The organism is Streptococcus mitis NCTC 12261, from assembly GCF_000148585.2.
GTDB lineage: Bacteria > Bacillota > Bacilli > Lactobacillales > Streptococcaceae > Streptococcus > Streptococcus mitis.
In genome coordinates, this window is sequence record NZ_CP028414.1 from 1410200 (window position 1) to 1433855 (window position 23656).

The 23656-nt window shown below is 42.1% G+C and carries 18 protein-coding genes and 1 pseudogene; 5 read left to right on the plus strand and 14 right to left on the minus strand.

The annotated features are described in order from the left end of the window. Positions 1-76 precede the first annotated feature (76 nt). From SM12261_RS07150 to recJ, 5 genes and pseudogenes are all read right to left on the minus strand, one after another. Positions 77-1309, minus strand: a complete 1233-nt coding sequence (locus SM12261_RS07150; protein WP_001174044.1) for an aminoacyltransferase — start codon at positions 1307-1309, stop codon at positions 77-79. A gap of 4 nt (positions 1310-1313) precedes the next feature. Then, complete coding sequence (gene murM / locus SM12261_RS07155; RefSeq protein WP_000286582.1) at positions 1314-2537, minus strand: peptidoglycan bridge formation alanyltransferase MurM; 1224 nt, start codon at positions 2535-2537, stop codon at positions 1314-1316. Positions 2538-2670: 133 nt separating this feature from the next. Next, complete coding sequence (locus tag SM12261_RS07160; protein WP_000290006.1) at positions 2671-3450, minus strand: alpha/beta hydrolase; 780 nt, start codon at positions 3448-3450, stop codon at positions 2671-2673. 66 nt (positions 3451-3516) lie between these two features. After that, positions 3517-5178, minus strand: a complete 1662-nt coding sequence (locus SM12261_RS07165) for a ribonuclease J (RefSeq protein WP_000065614.1) — start codon at positions 5176-5178, stop codon at positions 3517-3519. A gap of 170 nt (positions 5179-5348) precedes the next feature. Then, positions 5349-7572: pseudogene (gene recJ / locus SM12261_RS07170) on the minus strand (single-stranded-DNA-specific exonuclease RecJ). Positions 7573-7748: 176 nt separating this feature from the next. On the opposite strand from recJ, the gene SM12261_RS07175 reads away from it, so the two are divergent. The 5 genes from SM12261_RS07175 (at position 7749) to SM12261_RS07195 (ending at position 12111) form a co-directional block, all read left to right on the plus strand. Then, positions 7749-8507 (plus strand): amino acid ABC transporter ATP-binding protein, encoded by a 759-nt coding sequence (locus tag SM12261_RS07175; protein ID WP_001229574.1) that lies wholly within the window; start codon positions 7749-7751, stop codon positions 8505-8507. A gap of 10 nt (positions 8508-8517) precedes the next feature. Next, positions 8518-9312: a transporter substrate-binding domain-containing protein gene (locus SM12261_RS07180; protein ID WP_000726197.1), complete on the plus strand. Its 795-nt coding sequence runs from the start codon at positions 8518-8520 to the stop codon at positions 9310-9312. 12 nt (positions 9313-9324) lie between these two features. Continuing rightward, positions 9325-10002 carry an amino acid ABC transporter permease gene (locus tag SM12261_RS07185; RefSeq protein ID WP_000131137.1) on the plus strand — a complete coding sequence of 226 codons (678 nt, stop codon included), beginning with the start codon at positions 9325-9327 and terminating at the stop codon, positions 10000-10002. Positions 10003-10011: 9 nt separating this feature from the next. Then, entirely contained in the window at positions 10012-10671 is a 660-nt protein-coding gene (locus tag SM12261_RS07190; RefSeq protein WP_000443858.1) for an amino acid ABC transporter permease, read from the plus strand. Between the two features lie 249 nt (positions 10672-10920). Beyond that, positions 10921-12111, plus strand: coding sequence for a ferredoxin reductase family protein (locus SM12261_RS07195; protein ID WP_000835808.1), 1191 nt, complete (start codon positions 10921-10923; stop codon positions 12109-12111). 96 nt (positions 12112-12207) lie between these two features. Here the strand turns inward: SM12261_RS07195 and SM12261_RS07200 are convergent, their stop codons facing one another. From SM12261_RS07200 to metE, 9 genes are all read right to left on the minus strand, one after another. Further along, the gene (locus tag SM12261_RS07200; RefSeq protein WP_000229944.1) at positions 12208-13338 is read right to left on the minus strand and encodes an ABC transporter ATP-binding protein; all 1131 of its coding nucleotides are present in this window, start codon (positions 13336-13338) and stop codon (positions 12208-12210) included. A gap of 112 nt (positions 13339-13450) precedes the next feature. Continuing rightward, on the minus strand, positions 13451-14320 hold the full coding sequence (locus SM12261_RS07205; protein WP_000560740.1) for a helix-turn-helix domain-containing protein: 870 nt from the start codon (positions 14318-14320) through the stop codon (positions 13451-13453). Between the two features lie 3 nt (positions 14321-14323). After that, a complete protein-coding gene (locus tag SM12261_RS07210; protein ID WP_000567927.1) occupies positions 14324-14710 on the minus strand; it encodes a Mini-ribonuclease 3 in 387 nt (128 codons plus the stop codon). Continuing rightward, a complete protein-coding gene (gene cysS, locus SM12261_RS07215) occupies positions 14703-16046 on the minus strand; it encodes a cysteine--tRNA ligase (protein ID WP_000591110.1) in 1344 nt (447 codons plus the stop codon). Before cysS ends, SM12261_RS07210 begins: the two co-directional genes overlap by 8 nt. Before the next feature lie 81 nt (positions 16047-16127). Continuing rightward, complete coding sequence (locus SM12261_RS07225) at positions 16128-17012, minus strand: GNAT family N-acetyltransferase (protein ID WP_000613638.1); 885 nt, start codon at positions 17010-17012, stop codon at positions 16128-16130. Positions 17013-17023: 11 nt separating this feature from the next. Further along, positions 17024-17641 carry a serine O-acetyltransferase gene (gene cysE, locus SM12261_RS07230; protein ID WP_000539979.1) on the minus strand — a complete coding sequence of 206 codons (618 nt, stop codon included), beginning with the start codon at positions 17639-17641 and terminating at the stop codon, positions 17024-17026. 15 nt (positions 17642-17656) lie between these two features. Continuing rightward, positions 17657-19870, minus strand: a complete 2214-nt coding sequence (gene pnp / locus SM12261_RS07235) for a polyribonucleotide nucleotidyltransferase (protein WP_000166429.1) — start codon at positions 19868-19870, stop codon at positions 17657-17659. Positions 19871-20405: 535 nt separating this feature from the next. After that, complete coding sequence (gene metF, locus SM12261_RS07245) at positions 20406-21272, minus strand: methylenetetrahydrofolate reductase [NAD(P)H] (protein ID WP_000089956.1); 867 nt, start codon at positions 21270-21272, stop codon at positions 20406-20408. 103 nt (positions 21273-21375) lie between these two features. Continuing rightward, complete coding sequence (metE, locus tag SM12261_RS07250; protein WP_000108228.1) at positions 21376-23625, minus strand: 5-methyltetrahydropteroyltriglutamate--homocysteine S-methyltransferase; 2250 nt, start codon at positions 23623-23625, stop codon at positions 21376-21378. Positions 23626-23656: the final 31 nt, after the last annotated feature.

Here is a 23656-nt window from a genome sequence, read left to right on the forward strand (position 1 = left end):
CTCTCCACCTTTCTAGCAAATAAAGACTATTTTACTAAATCAAGCTGAAAGAAAGCTAAATACTGGCTTTTTCATCTTAACGTCCTAATATTTTTTTGAATAACTGAATAGCTTTGTATTTTAAAGGTGATGGATGGTAACGGAAAGTACCCGCTTTGCGTACAATATAGCCATTAAAATTTTGTTTAAAACGCAAAACACCATCACTACCATCAAAAATCCCTTGAATCCCTAGGAAGTTGTATTTAGGGATCCCACGTTTTATGCTTTCCAACATAACATATTTCTGAAGCAAAGCTGGTGCATAAAATTTATTAAACTCAGTATAGGAACCACTAAAAAGATAGGTCGTTTCTTGAGGCATATAAATAAATAAACTACCTGCTAAGACAAGATCTTTCTCTCCATATTTTTCAATCAACTCTCGTGCTTCTGCTTTTCGAACTTCAAAGCTTTCATACTGCCTAGCCAATTCTTTGTGTTCTTTTTTCTTTTGTGCAGAATCTGGATATTGTTCTAATAAGAGTAGTGAGGTAGCTATTTTTTCAGATAATTCTTTTTGCTTATGTATTAAATTTTGTATATATTCTCCTAAATTTAGATTAGCAATTACAAACTCCGCTTGTTCTCCAAATGAATCATAAAAGTGCTCATAATATTCTAAACTTTTATCACTATATTCTCTACGTTCAGAGGTTTCTTTTGTTATATTCTTAAAAATTGAAAGTTCTTCACGATTTAATTTTTTCAACTGAATACCAAATGTATCAGCCTTTTTCACCAAAGCTTTCCCCTTTTTACTAAAACTGTTAAGCAAGGTCTTTTCAGTTAGCTCATTCAAATCTTTACAATATAACCAATCCGGTTCTCCACCTGGGTAACCTGTTTTTAAACCATCAAATTGATAACCTAAATCAGTCAAACCTTGAATAATACTTTTTTTCTCAGCATCTATTGGATTACCTTCACCATCAAAAGTTTGATAAGTTTCATAAGGTTTTACAAGCAACTCTAATACACCATTTTGCTTGGCATATTCTTTTAACTCCGCATAAAAAACTGGGAGAGCATCTTGTTGGGTATAAATCGGCCCCGAATTGATCTCCATATGTAGGCCACCCAGCATGGGCAAGCTATAAACCAGAGCTGCAACTTGAATTTCTCCTTCTTGTTTCAATGCAAGATAAACAATTCGAGCCCCTCTTTTTTCTAACAAGTCCCCCATCTGGACAGATTGCATAAAAGAACGAGAAGAGACCTGATCAGAATAAGCTTGAAATTCTTCTTTTGTGAGTGTAATTAATGCCATGTACTTACCTTCTATGATGTTTTGTTCTTAATGCCTTGCGAAAATCAAGAGCGATTCTTAACAGAGAATAAAGAGGATGGGTGGGCATTGTAAACTCACCCAAGTATTCTTCAATCGTTGGATTAAATTTTTCCTTAAAATGGTAAAGTCCACCATTGAGAGAGTTTTCAACACCACCTAAATTTTGCCACACCATACCTCGCTCAAAAGCATAGCGAGCTGTTTCATACCAAGCTAAAATTGGTGCATTATAACGTTTAAAAGCATCATCCATACCAGCATATAGATTAACAGAGGTATTACCAAATTCCAAACTCAAAGTAGCTGCTAAAGGAATGTTTGATTTTTCTTCATTCAGATATCTCTGCAAGAAATCTCTTTCTTCTACCAAACGCTCTTTTTCCTTCTTCTGGGCTTCTACTTTTGAAGTTCGAGTCGACTCAGTAAACGCTTCTTCCAACGCTAAGTTTTTCGCTAACTGTTCTTCTAATTCTCGTAAACGCTTAGCGATATCCAGAGTAGCCAGCGTAATGTAGGCCTTGTCCTTAAAATTATCTAACAATTTTTTATAATAGGCTTCATTCCTCAAATGGATATCTTTTCGCTTCTCAGTTTTTTTCATCAAAAACGAGAAAGATTCTAACAATTCATCTCTACCAATCTGAATCTCTACACCCTTATTTCGAGCGGATCGAATAGCTTGTTTTGTTGACTTGCAAAGTTTATCTTCTGTAAAATTTTCCTTGTATACTTTTGCCTGAATACGAGGCTGAATGGTATCTCCCATTCCATCGGTCTTTCCTGACCACCTTACTCCCATTCTTTGCAAATTTTCAATAATAGCCATATTTTCAGGATATTCTATTTTTTCATGCTTGATTGAACTTTGCGATAGGCAAATACTTGGGTCAAAAATCACAAAAATCGCTCTCTTGCTTCGAGCATAGGACTTAATGGATTGAAGAACAAAGTTCAAGAGTTCAGCATCCTTATAATCTAATACAGGACCTCTTGGGATATAAAACATTCTATAGCCTAGAGGAAGAGTTTTAATCAAAATACTAGCTGTAGCCAGTAATTTATCTCCTCGGTAGGCGCCAAACTTTTCATGTTGCCAATCAGACTTAACCTCTTCCCAAGCACTACTTTGTAATACATTGACTAATTCATGTTCTTTAACAAACTGATCATATTCTAATGTGGGAATGCCAATTTGATAACGATACATCTCTTACTCTCTTTCCAACAATAATAGAATTTAACTACTATTCTACTATTTTTGTTTAGAAAGTCTAGTAAAAACATATTTTAGTTTCTATTCCATAGAAGACATGGTTATTGAAAGAGTAATACAAACTAAACTAGCTTAATCTCTCTTCTAATTTGAAATCGATTGGTAGGGTTGCTAAGAACCGTTCCAATTGTTTTTCCCAGTAGTACCATTCGTGAGTTCCAGCACTATGGCTATAGGTCACATCAAATCCCAGTTTATTGAGATTTTTCACTGCGAGATTATTGGCTTCGTACAAGAAATCCTGCTCGCCACACCAAGCCCAAAGTTTGGTCTTTTTATCCGATTTTTTAGCCAGACTTTCTAGAGAATAAGGACTAGTTGTCCAATCTTTAATCTCCCCAAAAACACCTCTCCAGTAAGCTGGTGTTCCCAAATCTTGGCTTTCAGGAGAAAAATCTTGAAAACTAAGCGCACCTGAAAAGCTAGCTGCATGAGAAAAACGATTTGTAGCAAGAGCCAATTTGAAACAGCCATAGCCTCCCATAGAGAGGCCAGCGATAAAGGTTTTTTCACGCTTGCTAGTCATATTAGGGAAGAAGCGTTTCAGAACCTGTGGCAATTCCTCTGCTAGAGCTGTGTAATAGTCAAAACCATATTGGGTATCGGTATACCAACCGTTGCTGGTATTGGGCATAACAACGATGAGATTGGTTCCTCGGAGTAAGCGTTCTACGTTGGTCCGCTTGAGCCAACTATTATGATTACCAGACATCCCGTGCAAGAGGTACAAGACTGGAATGTCTTTACAATCTGGTTCTTCCACTCGATTAGCATCAGGATAGAGGACATTCACTCCCCACTCCATATCCAAAACTTGTGAGTAATACTCGATTTTCATTACTGCCATAATTTTTCCTCTATTTTTCTATAAGAAAAAGCCGAAATTCGACTTTCTCTCCGTTTATTTCATCGCTTATTTTGCTTCCATGACTACTGGTAAAATAGCTGGACGACGCTTAGTCTGGTCAAAGAGATACTTGGTCAGATTATCACGAACCTTCCCTTTAAGATCTGCCCAGTCAAAGTCATCTCCTTGAAGATAGTCTTCTACCGTCTGATTAATCAATTCTGAACTTTCACGGAGAATATCACGGCTCTTCTTGAGATAAACAAATCCACGCGTGTGAACACGAGCCTTGGCCACAATTTTCTTCTCACGACGGTTAACGGTGATTGCGACGATGAAAATTCCATCTTCTGACAAGACCTTACGGTCACGAAGAACCACATTACCAACATCACCAATAGCATTCCCGTCAATCAAGACATCCCCTGCCGAAACCGCTCCAGCTGGGACAAAGTCTCCATTCTCATAAGCCATGCTGGTTCCCTTTTTAGGGATAAAAATGCGTTCTGGCAACATTCCAACTGCCATAGCAGCCTTAGCATGAGCATCTAACTCACGATATTCCCCTTGAATTGGGAAGAGATACTTGGGTTGCAAGAGGTTGATCATCAACTGCAAGTCACGCGCATTTCCGTGACCTGACACACGCAAACTTTGGGTGATCAGTTTAACAACCCCGCCAGCTTGATAAATCATGTTTTCCACACGCGCCATAACTGCTTCTTTAGCGATAGACGGAGTGGTTACGATATAGACCAAGTCACCGTCCTTGATTTCCACATAACGGTGGCGACCAATCGACATTTTGCGAAGACCGTTGATAGGCTCACCCATACGACCTGTCTCAAGAATAATCAACTCATGGTCTTCAAAGCGAGACATATCTTTTGGTTTAATCAAAAGACTTTCGTTAGCTAGAGACAATTTCTTGAGGCGAATAGCAGTACGGACGATATTTTCAATATCAAATCCTGTCAAGACCACACGACGGCCTGTTGCATCCGCAGCATCAAACACCTGCTGGATACGAGAGAGGTTGCTAGCTACTGCTGCAACAATGATACGACCATCCCAGTCCGAAATGGTTTGAGTAATCTCGTCCCCAACTTCACTTTCGCTAGCCACTTGGATATTACTGTCCGCATTGGCTGAATCGCTAAGAAGAGCTAGAACTCCATCACGACCGATTTCTGCCAAACGAGCGAAGTCTGTGGCATAAGATTCACTAGCTGTCTGGTCAAATTTGAAGTCACCTGTATAAACGATACTACCTTCAGCTGTCTTCAAGACAACACCCAAACTTTCTGGGATAGAGTGGGTCGTACGGAAGAAGGACACCACAGTCCCTCCAAAATCTATCTCCGTATCCTCATCAATGACATGGAAATCATTGAATTTCTTAACTGTGTCATTTCCTTTGACAAAAAGTTTGGCCAACTCAATGGTTAACTCAGAGCCAAATACAGGTACCTTGGCTTCAGCTAAGAGATAAGGCAGAGCACCAATGGCATCCGCATGCCCGTGGGTCAAGAAAACCCCAGCAATACGGTCGCTATTTTCAAAAAGGTAGTCCATATTAGGAATGACTACGTCCACCCCTAGTTGTTCATTTTCAGGGTATTTTAGACCTGCATCCAAAACGAAAATAGACCCATCGATTTCAGCGATATACATATTTTTCCCATTTTCACGTACACCACCAAGTGTTGTTAAACTGATATTACTCATTTTTCCTCCGAAAGCTTAGTTTATCTTGATTATAGGGTTGCTTGCCCTTTTATTCTAAAAGCATTACTTTTAGCCGAATCTTTTCCTACCATTATACCATTTTTTTGATGATTTTCAAAATGAAGATTTGTTTTCAAAAAAGAGCTGGTTTCCCAACTCTTTCCTATGATCTACTCTTTTTCCATTAAAAAGTCATAAATTGCTTGCACGGTACCCAGCGCCATCATTTCTTGGTCTTTGACGGTTTGTTTGAGATTTTGGTAAATCTGACTTTCTCCGATTTCCCGCTTTGGCGCTTCTTTATTGACTGTCATAACCCCATCTTTGATTACCACAAAACCTAATTCTTCAAATATTTGAATCATTTTGACCAGCAAGATTTGCTGAATATTAAGATAAGCTGCCAAATCTTTCAGCTTGTAGCGAATATCAAACTCTGGAAACTGGTAGATGGTCTTGTACAATTTGGCAAAACTGCTCTCTAGTCCCATACCCTGTCAGATAGTAGGCCTTGTCAATATCATTTTTGAAATAGACAGCAGAGAAATTTTGTTCCTGAAAAATGGTCTTCAGCTGAGTAATATCCTCAGGAATGGTTTTCACGACAATAGCTTCACTATTTACTAGATTCGGAAATTCTCCAGCAAAATCCAAGACTGGAACCCCTTCTGGCAAAACTGCATTCTTCCCACGGATGTTAAAAAGTTGAACACCCTCCACACGCGCATCCACCATCATCAACTGGAGGGCAGTTTGCCCATTCCATTGGTTGACAGACAATTTGACTGCCAGCTCTAGATTCTTGGTTTGAGAAAACTCTGTCGCCCATCTGCCTTGGCCAAAGGCCACCACTTCAAAACTAGCCTCACCCTTAGAAATTTTCAGTTTGAGATGGGCATTGCCTGCCCCCATGGTACGGGCACTTTCGACCTGAAAATCCTTTATATAAAAGACAGGTTTCTGATTGTCCATGCCAAAAGGTGCCAAACGTTCAAAACTTTTGACTGTTTCCAAGCTAAGTGCTTCCAAATCCAATTCTTCATCTAGATTTAACTTGTTCTTGCCAGCAGCATCCGCTCCTTTTTCACGGACATAATCTTCCAAAACCTGAGATAAATCTGAGAGTTTCTCAACTTCCAGCGTCATTCCTGCTGCACCAGCATGACCGCCAAATGCGATAAAGAGGTCGCGATGGGGATCTAGGGCTTCAAAAATATCGACCGCTTCCACACTACGAGCACTACCCTTGGCACGACCGTCCTCTATATTGAGAACAATGACTGTCTGCCCTAGTTCTTCCAACAAACGACCAGCGACGATACCCAGAACCCCAGGATTCCAGCCTTCCTTAGCCAAGACTTGGACCTTCTTCTCAGGGTCCACCATGGTCTTAGCTTCTTCATAGATAGACTGGACGATTTCCTTGCGCTCTTCGTTTTTCTGATGAATCATGAGAGCAATCTCATGTGCTTCCTCATCATCAAAGCCAGTCAGCAAATCAATGGCAGGATTGGGATCATCCAAACGGCCCAAGGCATTCAAACGAGGGGCAATCTGGAAACCAACCGTTTCTTCTGTTACTTCGTTGGCAGCAATCCCAGCCATGTCCAGCATTTCTTGCAGACCAATGCGCTGGGTATGTCCCAACATCTCCAGACCATACTGAACCAAGATACGGTTTTCATCCGTCAAACTCACCATATCAGCAATGGTACCAATAGCGACCAAATCAAGCAATTCCACTTGTACTTCTTCTAAAAGGGCACAAGCCAGCTTGAAAGCAACTCCACAACCAGCCAAATATTTGAAAGGATAGTTCGCATCCGGATGTTCAGGATGGACAATAGCATAGGCATCTGGTAAGGTTTCAGGCATGGAATGGTGGTCAGTCACAATGACATCCACTCCCATAGACTGGGCCAGGTCAATGGCCTCATGACCCGCAACCCCATTATCCACCGTCACAATCAAGGAAATTCCTTCTTGCTCGATAAAGTATTTGTAAACACTGGCATTAGGTCCATAACCGTCGGTAAAACGATTGGGCAGATAAACCCGGCACTCGGCACCAAGCTGTTCCAAACTTTCCTTCACAATAGAAGCCGAAGTCATACCATCCGCATCGTAGTCTCCATAGACGAGAATATTTTCCCCTTCTTCAATGGCCTGACGAATCCGTTCCACTGCCTTGTCCATATCATGGAGTAGATAAGGGTCATGCAAGTCCTCTAAAGAAGGCTCTAAAAACTTCTTCAGACTTTCTTGGTCCTGAATCCCCCTCTCAAATAATAACCGAGCCACCTCAGGACCCAGTCCAGCCTTCTTGGCTATCTTTGTAAAATCCGCATCTTCTACCTGCGGGGCAAACTGCCATTCATAAGTAGGTGTTATCAAAAAGACATCCACTCTTTCTAAGAATTCTCTTGCTTCATTATAACACGATTTAGGCTTTTTCTCTATCCAGATTGCTTTTTTATAAAATTTTAGTGAATTTTTTCAGATATGATTTGACAAGACAAATCTTTTGGTGTAGAATCATGTTATAAAATCTAACACAAAGGAGATTCCTTATGGCTTTAGTAGAATTTGAACACGTCGAAAAATATTACGGAGACTACCACGCACTCCGCGACATCAATCTCCGTTTTGAAAAAGGGCAAGTCGTTGTCCTCCTAGGCCCTTCTGGTTCTGGAAAATCCACTCTTATCCGCACCATCAATGGTTTGGAGGCTGTTGATAAAGGAAGCCTTCTAGTAAATGGTCACCAAGTTGCTGGTGCCAGCCAGAAAGATTTAGTACCGCTTCGCAAGGAAGTCGGTATGGTTTTCCAGCATTTCAACCTCTATCCACACAGAACGGTGTTAGAAAATATAACACTAGCTCCCATAAAAGTTCTAGGAATTGATAAAATAGAAGCTGAAAAAACAGCCCAAAAATATCTGGAATTTGTAAATATGTGGGACAAGAAAGATTCTTATCCAGCCATGCTATCTGGTGGACAAAAACAACGGATTGCCATCGCACGTGGACTCGCTATGCATCCTGAACTCCTCCTCTTTGATGAGCCAACATCTGCTCTTGACCCTGAAACCATCGGCGATGTTCTGGCAGTTATGCAAAAATTAGCCCACGATGGTATGAATATGATTGTCGTGACCCATGAAATGGGCTTCGCCCGTGAAGTTGCGGACCGCATCATCTTTATGGCTGATGGAGAGGTTTTGGTGGATACGACAGATGTTGATGACTTTTTCGACAATCCAAGTGAACCTCGTGCCCAACAATTCCTCAGCAAAATCATCAACCACGAAAGTGACAAAGTCAAATAAGGAGGCGCCTATGAAAAAGAAATTCTTTTTATCCGCATTATTGATTAGCCTTTTGGGCCTTGCTGCTGCAAAACCAGTTCAGGCTGATACCAGTGTCGCAGACATTCAAAAGAGAGGCGAGCTGGTTGTCGGTGTAAAACAAGACGTTCCCAATTTCGGCTACAAGGATCCTAAGACAGGGACCTATTCTGGTATCGAAACAGACTTGGCCAAGATGGTAGCAGATGAACTCAAGGTCAAGGTTCGCTATGTGCCTGTTACCGCACAAACTCGTGGACCACTTCTAGACAATGAACAGGTCGATATGGATATCGCAACCTTTACCATCACAGACGAACGCAAAAAACTCTACAACTTTACCAGTCCCTACTACACGGACGCATCTGGCTTTTTGGTCAATAAATCTGCCAAAATCAAAAGCATTGAGGACCTAAACGGAAAAACCATCGGTGTTGCCCAAGGTTCCATCACCCAACGCCTGATTACTGAACTGGGTAAAAAGAAAGGCCTGAAGTTTAAATTCGTCGAACTTGGTTCCTACCCAGAATTGATCACTTCCCTACACGCTCACCGTATTGATGCCTTTTCCGTTGACCGCTCGATTTTGTCTGGCTACATCAGCAAACGCACAGTACTACTAGATGATAGTTTCAAGCCATCTGACTACGGTATCGTTACCAAGAAATCAAATACCGAACTCAACGACTATCTCGATAACTTGGTTACTAAATGGAGCAAGGATGGCAGTTTGCAGAAACTCTATGACCGTTACAAGCTCAAACCATCTAGTCATACCGCAGATTAAGGAGGACACCCCATGACAGATTTATCATCTTGGACAGCCTATTTTCAGGATTTTGGACAATTTTTCAATGGTTTCCTCTTCACCCTTGCCCTAGCGATTGGATCCTTTATCCTAGCCATGGTTTTGGGCATCTTCTTCGGAGCCATGTCAACCAGTAAACGTCCGATATTGAGAATTTTGGCTCGCATCTTTGTCGAATTTTACCAAAATACTCCCCTCTTGGTGCAGTTTGTTATCGTTTTTTATGGCCTACCTCTTATCAGTGACCATATCATCATGATTCCGATTTATTGGACAGCTGTTCTCTGCGTCGGACTTTATCACGGCGCCTATATCGCTGAGGTGATTCGCTCAGGAATTCAGTCTATTCCTAGCGGTCAGATGGAGGCCGCCTTGTCGCAAGGTTTTACCTATATCAGTGCTATGCGTTTGATTATCTTGCCTCAGGCCTTTCGTATCATTCTCCCTCCTTTGACCAACCAAATCGTCAACCTCATCAAAAACACCTCCACCGTCGCTATCATCTCTGGAGTGGACTTGATGTTTGTGACCAAGTCTTGGTCAGCTCTCAATGGAAACTACATTCCAGCCTTTTTAGGCGCTGCCCTTCTCTACTTTTCTCTCTGCTTCCCTGTTGCCCAGTTTGGTCGCAAGATGGAGCAAGCCAACAAAAAAGCCTATTCACTTTAGGAGGTTACTATGGAATCCATTTTAGAAGTTTTGACCCCAGATAACCTAGTCTTTATCTTTAAAGGATTTTGCTTGACCCTCTACATTTCTCTGATTGCCATCGTCCTCTCTACCCTTATCGGTACGGTGCTAGCTGTCATGAGAAATGGCAAAAATCCTATCTTGCGCATCATCTCCAGCATTTACATCGAGTTTGTGCGTAACGTTCCCAACCTCCTCTGGATTTTCACTATCTTTTTAGTGTTCAAGATGAAATCCACACCAGCAGGAATCACTGCCTTTACCCTCTTTACATCAGCGGCCCTAGCTGAGATTATCCGAGGCGGTCTCAATGCCGTAGACAAGGGGCAGTACGAAGCAGGAATGTCGCAAGGATTTACCTCAGCCCAAATCCTCTACCACATCATTCTCCCACAAGCCATTCGTAAAATGCTGCCAGCCATCATTTCTCAGTTTGTAACCGTGATTAAGGATACCAGCCTCCTCTACTCTGTTATCGCCCTACAAGAACTCTTTGGAGCTAGCCAAATTCTCATGGGCCGTTATTTCGAACCAGAGCAAGTCTTCAGTCTGTATATCCTGATTGCCCTCATCTACTTCAGCTTTAACCTAGCAATTTCGAGCCTATCTCATATGCTGGCCAAACGTTGGCAACAAGCTGCAGAATAATACTCTTCGAAAATCAAATTCAAACCACGTCAGCTTCACCTTGCCGTACTCAAGTACAGCCTGCGTCTAGCTTCCTAGTTTGCTCTTTGATTTTCATTGAGTATAAACAGCCACTCTCCAGTTCAATTGGAGAGTTTTTTGATGATAGTAAACATTTATAGACCTCAATTTGACACCATACTTTTTCTATGATAAAATGTAACAAATTTATTTACAACAAATCAAAATCTTAATAAAATGGAATTTTCTATGAAATCAATCAAAGGACTACTCTTTATCATAGCTAGTTTTATCTTGACTATTTTGACTTGGATGAACACTTCTCCCCAATTCATGATTCCAGGACTAGCTTTAACAAGCCTATCTCTGACCTTTATCCTCGCCACTCGTCTCCCTCTAATAGAAAACTGGTTTCACGGTTTGGAGAAGGTCTACACCGTCCACAAATTCACAGCCTTTCTCTCCATCATCCTACTCATCTTTCATAACTTTAGTATGGGCGGTTTGTGGGGCTCTCGATTAGCTACTCAGTTTGGAAATCTTGCCATCTATATCTTTGTCAGTATCATCCTTGTCGCCTATTTAGGCAAATACATCCAATACGAAGCTTGGCGATGGATTCACCGTCTAGTTTACCTAGCTTATATTTTCGGACTCCTTCACGTCTACATGATGATGGGCAATCGTCTCCTTACATTTAATCTTCTAAGTTTTCTTGTTGGTAGCTATGCCCTTTTAGGCTTACTAGCTGGTTTTTATATCATTTTTCTATATCAAAAGATTGGCTTCCCCTATCTAGGGAAAATTACCAATCTCAAACACTTAAATCATGATACTAGAGAAATTCAAATCCATCTTAGCAGACCTTTCAACTATCAATCAGGACAATTTGCCTTTCTAAAGATTTTCCAAGAAGGCTTTGAAAGCGCTCCGCATCCCTTTTCTATCTCAGGAGGTCATGGTCAAACTCTTTACTTTACTGTTAAAAATTCAGGCGACCATACCAAGAATATCTATGACAATCTTCAAGTCGGCAGCAAAGTAAGCGTAGACAGAGCTTACGGACACATGATCATAAAAGAAGGACGAGAAAATCAGGTTTGGATTGCTGGAGGTATTGGAATCACCCCCTTCATCTCTTACATCCGTGAACATCCTATTTTAGATAAACAGGTTCACTTCTACTATAGCTTCCATGGAGAGGAAAATGCAGTCTACCTAGATTTGCTCCGTGACTATGCTCAGAAAAATCCTAATTTTGAACTCCATCTAGTAGACAGTAGGAAAGACGGCTATCTTAATTTTGATCAAGAAAAAGTGCCCGATCATGCAAGCGTCTATATGTGTGGTCCTCTTTCTATGATGAAGTCACTTGCCAAACAGATTAAGAAAGAAAGTCCAAAAACAGAGCTTATTTACGAAGGATTCAAGTTCAAATAATTACTCATACTCTCCTGGAATTTCCCAGGAGTTTTTTCTACGCAATCTCAAAAAAACACTGCCAGATTTCTAGCAGTGTTTTGACATTTCATTTGCTTAGTAGACTGTTTTTTCAGTTTCTACGTCGAAGAAGTGTGCTTTGTTCAAGTCAAATCCAAGTTCAACTGTTGCACCTGTTTGCAAGTAGTCACGAGCATCAACTTTGGCAACAAATTCATCTTTACCAACTTGGCAGTAAAGGTGAGATTCTGAACCAAGCAATTCTGATACAGAGATAGTAGCTTTGACAACTGATTCTGGGAATGTTTCAAGGAAAGCAGGTTCTGCATTCACGTCTTCTGGACGGATACCGAAGATCAATTCTTTACCTTCGTAGCCTTTGTCACGAAGAACTTTCAATGCTCCTTCTGGAACTTTCAAACGGAAACCGTCAGAAACAATTTCGCTACCAACCAATTTCACGTTGATGAAGTTCATAGCTGGGCTTCCGATGAATCCTGCTACGAATTTGTTAACTGGGTTTTTGTAAACTTCTTGAGGTGTACCGATTTGTTCTACACGTCCGATAGTACCTGTACCAGCAGGGTTTTTAGTTGCTGACATGATAACGATACGGTCTGCAAGTGTCATCGCTTCTGTTTGGTCGTGAGTTACGTAGATAGTTGTAGCTCCGATACGACGGTGGATTTTAGCGATTTCAGCACGCATAGATACACGAAGTTTTGCATCCAAGTTTGACAAAGGTTCGTCCATCAAGAATACTTTTGCATCACGGACGATGGCACGACCCATGGCAACACGTTGACGTTGACCACCTGAAAGGTCAGCTGGTTTACGATCCAAGAATTCTTTCAAACCGAGGATTGCAGCTGCTTCTTGCACACGTTTATCGATGTCTTCCTTGCTGTATTTACGCAATTTTAAACCGAAAGCCATGTTGTCATAAACAGTCATGTGTGGGTAAAGAGCGTAGTTTTGGAATACCATGGCGATGTCACGGTCTTTTGGAGCTACGTCGTTGACAACCACGCCATCGATAGATGCAGTACCTTCTGTGATGTCTTCAAGACCAGCAATCATACGAAGAGTTGTTGATTTACCACATCCTGAAGGACCTACGAAAACGATAAATTCTTTGTCTTTGATGTCCAAGTTGAAGTCTTCAACTGAATAGTGTTCGCTGTTTGGATATTTTTTGTAAATGTTTTTAAGATTCAATTCTACCATGAGGTGAACTCCTTTTGTCTTTTGATAGTTTTATTATAGATGAAAACGCTTTACATTTCTATGGCAAGGTGACCAAAAAAATAAAAAAGTTCTGTGCAACTTGCACAAAACTTTAGAGAATATCTGGTAAAATCAATTGATAACACAGGGTCAAGTCAGTCAATTCTTTCAACTGAAGCCCTGTCAACTCTTCCCATTTATCAATCTTGTATTGGAGAGAATTGCGGTGCAGATAGAGTTGCTGGGCTGTTTTAGTGAGAACAGCACTATTTTCCCAAAGAGAGAGAATGATTTCCTGAATCTGGTCTTGATCCAAAATCATCTGGTGTAGACATTCTTTAATGACTCTCAGGTCCACAATTCTTTCCCCCATACTCCAAAGATAGAGTTGTGAAAAGGTGTGAACACCTTGGTGACCCTGACGCCACCAAGTCTTAAACAAATCGCGCTCTGCTTTAATCAAGTCTGATAGGGCTTGATGGCCTGTCTGAGACCAAACCTGGCCCAACATGATTGACAGACGAAGTCCAAAGTCATACTCAACCGCTTCAATCGTATCACTTAAAATAGCTCGTACAGAGGTGTATTTATCTTGTTGAAGTACGAAAACATAATCCTGAGCCCCAACCTGAAGCACCGTCTGACAGTTAGGAAAAAGGGTCCGCATCATATCCAGCCAAGAAGCTAGATTTTCCTGCTGAAAATAGGAAAGATGACAGTAAACCAGCTGAATCTTTTTAAAAGCTTGTGGTGCCTGTCCCTTACCCTCAATCAGATAAGAATACCAAGGATTGAGCGAACGAGCCTGCTCCTGCTGGGTCAAAAGGGCAACCAACTGCTTTTCACGCTCGCTGAGCCCAGCTTCCTCCAGCAAAATCCACTGCTGAGAAGCTAAAGGGAGAGTGAGATAGCCCTCTTTCTCTACTGGTTGGTCTGAAATCTGAGCTTCAGGAAACCAGTCTTGTAGTTCTTTTGCTATCATGTCCTAGCCCTCCACTTTTTGGATGCACCACGAAATCAAGCTCTCAAGACGTTCCAGATTTTCAGTCATATGGAGATAGCCCATGACTGCTTCAAAACCTGTGGACATACGGTAAGTTACCACATCAGCATTTTTAGCCTTGGTGTGACTATTGGTATTGCGACCACGTTTATAGATTTCTTCTTCTTTTTCCGTCAGGACTTGCTCCTCTAACATAAGGGAAATCAGGCGAGCCTGAGCCTTGGCTGAGACATACTTGGTCGCTTCTTGGTGGAGTTTATTGGGCTTGGTCATACCTTTGAGGATGAGGTGACGGCGAATATACATAGAATACACCGCGTCCCCCTCAAAAGCTAACGCAATCCCGTTAATGAGATTGACATCAATCACGTGTCCACCTCACTCCATCTTTGGTGTCTAGGAGCTTAATCCCTTGAGCAGCCAATTGGTCACGGATATGGTCCGCTGTCGCAAAGTCACGATTGGCACGCGCTTCTTGGCGTTTTTGGATCAAGTCTTCAATCTCTGCATCCAAAACTTCCTCAACAAAGACAATCCCAAAGACTTCTAACATGGCTGCAAGAGCTTCCTTAACACTTGCATCATAGTTGCCAGAATTGATCCACTTGGCCATTTCAAAGACTACTGTGATTCCATTTGCCGCGTTAAAATCTTCATCCATTGCTGCTACAAACTTATCTTTAAAAGCTTGCAACTCTTGAGCATTTACAGTTCCAGTAAATGGTTGCTCATAGGTGTTTTTCAAATACTTGAGATTGGTCTCAGCGTCTCGCACTGCCTTTTCCGTAAAGTTGATAGGCTTACGGTAATGTTGTGTCGCAAAGAAGAAACGAAGTACTTGGCCATCAAGGTTTTTGAGGGCATCGTGCACTGTGATAAAGTTGCCCAAGGATTTGGACATCTTGACATTGTCGATATTGACAAAGCCATTGTGCATCCAATAGTTGGCAAAGGTCTTGCCTGTTTTGGCTTCTGACTGGGCAATTTCATTGGTATGGTGAGGAAACTCTAGGTCAGCTCCACCACCGTGAATATCAATGGTGTCGCCCAAAATCTCTGTCGACATGACTGAACACTCGATGTGCCAGCCCGGACGACCAGGTCCCCAAGGACTGTCCCAAGAAATCTCGCCTGATTTGGCAGATTTCCAGAGGGCAAAGTCTACAGGATTTTCCTTACGAGCTGTTTCTTCATCGGTACGACCTGAAGCACCCAGCTCCAAATCTTCCAAGGTTTTATTAGCCAATTTGGCATAGTTGTGAGATTTTTCCACACGGAAATAGACATCTCCTTGACTCTCGTAGGCAAAGCCTTTTTCAATCAAATCTTCCACAAAGCGGATGATGTCAGCCATAAACTCCACCACACGCGGATGGCGGGTCGCAGGTTTGACGCCCAAGGCTGTCACATCCTCACGAAAGGCAGCGATGTACTTGTCCGCAACCTCCTGAGGCGTGATGCCTTCTTCCTTGGCACGGTTGATAATCTTATCATCCACATCCGTGAAATTAGAAATATAGGCAACTTCGTACCCACGATACTCAAAGTAACGTCGAATCGTATCAAAAGCTACCGTCGAACGGGCATTCCCTACGTGGATATAGTTATACACGGTTGGCCCACAAACATACATCTTGACCTTGCCGTCCTCAATCGGGACAAATTCTCGCAAATCACGAGACATAGTGTCATAGATTTTAATCATAAATCATAGTTAGGAAAGCTAAAATCCAAGAACAATTAGTTTCATCACTAAGAGTTCAATTGAATTTCAGTCCGAATCTCTCTACACTTCGGAATCCCTTGCTCCTTTCTCATTCAGATAAACCACCTGGGTCTGTTTGACAAAGCCAATTTTTTCATACAAGCGCTTGGCACCTACATTGCTGTCCTCTACTGCAATCTGAAATTCCTTGTCATTTTGCTCAATTAGTTGGTTGACAAGGGATTTTGCTAAGTAGCTTCCATAGCCTTTCCCACGTTCAGGTTCAGATATTGCTAACCCGTAGAAGTAATTCGTATTAGTCGATAAATCTACCGTGCAAGTTCCAATAACCTGACCGTCTTTTAACAAAATATATAAGCGACTTTCTGGATCCTTCAGAGCTTCAGCGACATATCTATCCACAATCTCTCTAGACTCATGTTCCTCTGAAAATGCCTGAAATTTTAACTGACTAATTTGATCCTGATACGAACTATCTGCTAACAAAACTTCAAGATTGGAAACAGTTGCTAACGGATAAGGTTTTCTATCCTTACCTAACCAAGTTTCTGTCTCTTCATCCTCTACCAATTCCCAGTTGCTAACAAAATCAGGATGGCGGTCTAGAAAAACACGCTCTGTCTGAAAAGTAACTGAACGAATAGGGAAAGAAGCCGTTTCTTTCTCAAAACTAGTAAGTAATGCACGCGCAATCCCCTGACGGCGATGAGCTGGATGAACCAGTATCGTCACTTCCACATCTTGATCATCTGCATAGACAGTTAATAAACCAACAAGTTCGCCTTTTTCATAATAAAGGAAAAAGGCGGGCATGTTTGGGTCAAAATTAAGCATGTTAGATAGATAGGGATCACGATAGGTACCGTCATAGTTTTGGCAACAGTTAATTAGTTTTTTCGCCTCAGATATCTCCTCTTGGCTTAACTTGTTTCTTGCTTGAATCATATAGGTATCCTCTACAACCCAGACGATCTGTGACTGGCTTCTTTAGCCTGCTCGAGTTTATTGACGTAGTACTCTCGTTTTTCTTCGACTTCGTGAATGACCGGCTCATCCTTTTTACCATGTACACGGACAATCTTAGCAGGAATACCGACAACCGTCACATCACTAGGTACGTCTGCTACAACAACTGCTGCAGCACCGACCTTGGCATTTTCACCGATTTCTACTGGTCCGATAACTTGGGCATGGGCTGATATGAGTGCTCCCTTTCGAACGGTCGGATGGCGTTTGCCAACATCCTTACCAGTCCCACCAAGAGTCACTCCGTGATAAAGGAGAACACCTTTTTCAACGATCGCTGTTTCCCCAATCACCAGACCAGAGCCGTGGTCGATAAAGACACCTGAATCAATCTGTGCGCCTGGATGAATCTCAATCTGAGTCCAAAAGCGCCAAAACTGACTGTGCATACGAGCCAGGAGTTTGAAGCCATGCTTCCAGAGAAAATGCGAGAGACGGTGGGCCGCCAAGGCCTTGACACCTGGATAAGTCAGCAAAACCTCCAAAGTGGTGCGGGCCGCTGGATCATTTTCTTTTACGATATCAATGGTTTCGCGCCACCATCCCATACATTTCTCCTTTTCTTATTCTGAATCTTTTGGTGTTTCTGTAAATTCTTTCTTAGGTTTGTGGTCCTTGTTATGACGTGGGCGGTGAGGTCTCTCAGACTTTTCGCCTTTTTCATCACGTTCAGGTTTTGGAGGACGAGGAAGAAGGGCTTTCATAGAAGCATCCACACGTCCTTTTTCATCAATCTTGATAATCTTAACATCAACTTCATCACCGATTGCTACCAAGTCTTCGACATTATTGGTACGCGTCCAAGCCATCTCAGAGATATGAACAAGGGCATCTGTCTTATCAAAGAGATTGACAAAGGCACCAAATTTCTCGATACGAACAACCTTAGCACGGTAAACTTCGTCCACTTTGGCTTCACGAACTAAACCAGCAATGATTTCTTTGGCACGGTTAATAGCATCTTGGTCGCTAGAGTAAATAGACACATTTCCTTCTTCGTCGATATCAATCTTAACGCCTGTTTCGGCGATAATCTTGTCGATGGTTTCTCCACCCTTACCGATGACAATCTTAATCTTGTCCACATCAATCTTGATGGTATCAATTTTCGGAGCAGTTGGAGCCAATTCTGGACGAACTTCTGGAATGGTTGCTTCAATCACATCAAGGATTTCAAAACGCGCTTTCTTGGCTTGAGCAAGTGCTTCAGTCAAGATTTCTGCAGTGATTCCTTGAATCTTGATATCCATTTGAAGGGCTGTAATCCCGTCACGAGTACCTGCAACCTTAAAGTCCATATCTCCAAAGTGGTCTTCCAAACCTTGGATATCTGTCAAGACTGTATAGTTGTTTCCATCTGAGATGAGACCCATGGCAATCCCTGCTACTGGCGCCTTGATTGGCACACCACCAGCCATAAGGGCAAGAGTTCCCGCACAGATAGAAGCTTGAGATGAAGAACCATTTGATTCCAAGACCTCAGCTACCAAGCGGATAGCATATGGGAATTCTTCCAAACTTGGCAAGACTTGAGCAAGTGCACGCTCACCAAGAGCACCGTGACCGATTTCACGACGACCTGGCGCACCGTAACGACCAGTTTCCCCAACAGAGTATTGTGGGAAGTTATAGTGGTGCATAAAGCGTTTCTTGTACTCTGGATCCAAACCATCAATGATTTGAGTTTCACCCATCGGAGCCAAGGTCAAGACTGAAAGAGCCTGAGTTTGTCCACGAGTGAAGAGACCTGAACCGTGCACACGAGGAAGGAAGTCAACAACCGCATCCAAAGGACGGATTTCATCAACCTTACGACCGTCAGGACGTACCTTGTCTTCTGTGATCAAACGACGCACTTCTGCGTGTTCCATTTGTTCCAAGATTTCAGCCACATCACGCATGATACGATCAAATTCTTCGTGGTCTGCATATTTTTCTTCATACACAACAGTAACTTGGTCCTTAACTGCTTGAGTTGCAGCTTCACGAGCCAATTTTTCTTCAACTTGAACCGCTTTTTGGAGGTCGCTGTTGTAGGCTGCGATGATTTCAGCTTGCAATTCAGCGTCCACATGAAGCAATTCTACTTCTGCTTTTTCCTTACCAACTGCTGCAACGATTTCTTCTTGGAAGGCAATCAATTCTTTGACTGCTTCGTGCCCTTTAAGGAGAGCTTCCAACATGATTTCTTCTGACAATTCTTTAGCACCAGACTCTACCATGTTGATGGCGTGTTTGGTACCAGCTACTGTCAATTCAAGGAGCGATTGCTCTGCTTGTTCTTGCGTAGGGTTGATGATGATTTGGCCATCTACATATCCCACTTGTACCCCAGCAATTGGTCCGTCAAATGGAATATCTGAAATAGAAAGCGCCAAGGATGAACCAAACATAGCTGCCATTGGTGCTGAGGCATTTTCATCATAAGAAAGAACTGTGTTGATGACTTGTACTTCATTACGGAAACCTTCCGCAAACATAGGACGGATTGGACGGTCAATCAAACGCGCTGTCAATGTCGCATCCGTTGAAGGACGCCCTTCACGTTTCATAAAGCCACCAGGAAACTTCCCAGCCGCATACATTTTTTCTTCATAGTTGACTTGAAGTGGGAAGAAATCCCCAGTTGCCATCTTCTTAGACATAACGGCAGCAGTCAAGACAGTTGACTCACCATAACGTACAACAACAGAGCCATTTGCTTGCTTAGCAACCTGACCAGTCTCTACAATTAACTCACGACCCGCAAAAGTCGTTTGAAACACTTGTTTTGTCATTTTAATCCCCTTTGGATTGATGAAATTATACGCCTTGCCTACAAAGATCAAGATACCAAGGACGTCAAAAGCAAAGTAAAAATAGGAAACTGACGAAGTCTTCGATGAAGACAAGACAGTTTATCTTTTTTACACAGCTTTTCGGCCGGGTTCAATTACACAAGATAGCATTCGATTGACGCAGTGTACCATGTACACCAGGAAATCTATCTTTTTCACTAGGGATTTAGCCCGGGTTCAATTACTCAAGATACAAATCATCAGAAAGGTTTGAGACTAAAGCATCTAAACCTTTCACGCTAATCGCTATCAGGCAATTAGCTAAATGCTTTACTAACTCTCTCGTCAAATGATATCGATTTGACTCGCTCATATCGCTAAACCTTGCAGTTTAAATGCATTCTATTATTTAATACCCTCATCTTTGTATCAAGTACGTACAGAGTCTATTTTATCATATTTTTCTTAAAAAGTGCGGCCTTTACCATTAAAAAGGAACCATTCCCCTCACCTGAGAAGAATGGTTTGCTTTTTATTATCCTAGAGACTGGTGATTAAACAAGGCATGGGTTGCTTGGTGGATATATTTTGCTGTTTCAGCATTGTTCATAGTGTAGAGATGCACACCGGCAACATCCTGAGTTACCAAGTCCACGATTTGGTCCACTGCATAGGCAAGTCCTGCTGCTCTGAGCGACTCAGGGTCATGCTCATACTTGTCTAAGATGGCTTTAAATTTGCGTGGAAGATGGATATTCTCACAAGTCTTCAAGAGGCGGAGAGCCTGATTTCGATTCAGAATTGGCATAATCCCTGCATGAATGGGAACATCAATCCCAGCCAAGATGCACTTGTCTTGGAAATCATAGAAGCGCTCATTATCAAAGAAAAGCTGAGTTACAAGGCTCGAACAGCCTGCATCCACTTTCTTCTTAAGATTTTGAATATCTGAAATCTGATTTGGTGAATCTGGATGACCTTCTGGATAACAAGCACCAACAATATCAAAGTGAGGGGCTTGTTCCTTGATGAACTCGATCAAGTCAGTTGCGTAGCGGAAATCCTTTTGTGGTTCCACATCTGGAATAATATCCCCACGAAGAGCCAAAATTTTCTGCACTCCAACCTTGTCCAAATCAGCAATGGTTTCAGCAACCTTGTCCTTGGTCAAATAGATGGCTGGCAAGTGAGCAATAGTCGGAATCGCCAAGTCATTTTGGATAAAGTCGGCCAAACGGACCGTCGTTTCCTTGATATTAAATTTATTATTGCTGGCAGTCACACTGATAAAGTGGGGAGCCAACTCCTGCATATCTTGAAGAGCAGAAATAATTTTATCATTACCCACGGCTGGGTTTGGAGGGAACACTTCAAATGAGAGTGACGGTGTTTGGCGTGACATAGTCATTATCCTTTTCTAGTTGATTTTTTTCGTTAGCTGGATTCCTAGAATCCAAGTGAAACAGGCAGATTGACCAAACAGCGCTTCTAGAGAAATCCTTATCTTACAATTTCTCACGCGCAGCTTTAGCTGCTTCAACAAGGCGAATCAAGCTTTCTTTTGTTTCTGGAATACCACGTGTTTTCAAACCACAGTCAGGGTTGATCCAAACTTTCTTGCTCGGCACTTTAGCAAGGATGGCTTCGATTGTATTGTCGATTTCGCCTTCATTTGGCACACGAGGTGAGTGGATATCGTAAACCCCAGGTCCCACTTCTGTTTGGAAGTTTTTCGCTTTGAGTTCGTCCAAGATTTCAAGGTTTGAACGGCTAGCTTCAAAGGAAATAACATCTGCATCCATGTTGTCGATAGCTGGGATGATATCTGTAAATTCTGAGTAACACATGTGAGTGTGGATTTGTGTGTCTGGCGCTACTGTTGAGTGTACCAAGCGGAAGGCAGGAATTGCCCAGTCAAGGTAGTCTTCGTACCAGTCGCTACGACGGAGCGGCAATTTCTCACGAAGAGCAGCCTCATCGATTTGGATGATTTTCACACCAGCAGCTTCAAGGTCAAGCACTTCATCCTTGATAGCAAGAGCGATTTGAAGAGTAGAATCCTTGATAGAGATGTCTTCACGTGGGAATGACCAGTTGAGAATAGTTACTGGTCCAGTCAACATACCTTTAACAGGTTTGTTTGTACGGCTTTGTGCATAGCTAGACCATTTAACAGTGATAGGGTTAAGACGAGTTACATCACCCCAGATGATTGGTGGTTTCACCCCGCGCATACCGTATGATTGTACCCAACCATTTTTAGAGAAGAGGTAACCTGACAAGTTTTGACCGAAGTACTCAACCATGTCATTACGCTCAAATTCACCGTGAACAAGGACATCAAAGTCGATATCTTCTTGCCATTTGATCCATTCGTCAATTGTTTCAGCAAGGAAAGCGTCATACTCTTCTTGAGACAATTCACCTTTACGGTAAGCCAAACGTTTAGCACGAACTTCTTTTGTTTGAGGGAATGAACCGATAGTTGTTGTTGGAAGAGCTGGAAGTTTGAAAGCTTCTTCTTGGATAGCTTCACGTTCTGCAAAGGCTGGCAAACGAGTGTAGTCTGCGTCTGTCAAGCCAGCGATACGCGCACGAAGTTCCGCATTTTCACCAACACGCTCAGTCGCAAAGAGTTCTTTGTTGGCTGCAAGTGCTTCTTCACCTTGACCATTGCGGATAGCATCCAAATCACGGATCTCATCTAATTTTTCAACTGCAAAGGCAAAGTGGTTCAAGATAGCTGGTTCAAATTCTTCATTAGCTGTTGTAAATGGCACATGAAGAAGTGAGCATGAGCTTGTCAAGACAATGTTTTCAGCTGGGATTTGTTCAAGAACAGCCAAGCTCTTTTCGTAGTTATTACGCCAGATGTTTTTACCATTGACAATACCTGCATAAAGAGTCTTATCAGCTGGGAAACCACCTTTAACCAATTCAAGAGTTTTCTTACCTTCAACGAAATCAAGACCGATAGCATCTACTGGCAAGTTTACAAGGTCAGCGTATACGTCACGAACATCTCCGAAGTAAGTTTGAAGCAAGACTTCAAGACCTTTTTTGTCAGCCAAAAGTTTATTGTAAAGGTTCAAGAAGAGAGCTTTTTCTTCAGCTGTCAAGTCTTTTACAAGAGCCGCTTCATCCAATTGGATGCGAGTTGCACCAAGTTCAGCCAATTTTGCAAAAACTTCTTGGTAAGCAGCCACTAAGCTGTCTACGAAGTCTTCTGCTTTCACACCTTCTTCAAAGTCTGACAATTGAAGGAAAGTGAATGGACCTACAAGAACTGGACGAGTGTTCAATCCAAGTTCTTTTGCTTCTTGGAACTCATCGAAGATCTTGTGACCTGCAAGTTTGACTTGAGTGTCTTTTTCAAACTTAGGAACGATGTAGTGGTAGTTGGTGTTGAACCATTTCTTCATTGGAAGGGCGCGAACGTCCCCTTTTTCTCCTTGGTAACCACGACCCAAAGCGAAGTAGCGCTCAAGGTCAGACAAGTCCAGGTTTTGAACTGAAGCAGGTACCACATTGAAAAGGAAAGCTGCATCTAGGAAGTTGTCATAGTGAGAGAAGTCATTTGATGGAATTTCAGTGATGCCTTTTTCTTTGACAATGTTCCAGTGTTTAGCACGCAAGTCTTTTGCTGCTGCCAAGAGTTCTTCTTCTGAGATTTCTTTTCTAAAGTATTTTTCAGTTGTAAATTTTAATTCGCGGAATTCTCCCAAACGAGGGAAACCGATGATTGTAGTTGACATGATGTGTCCTCCAAAATTTGTTGTTGAAACT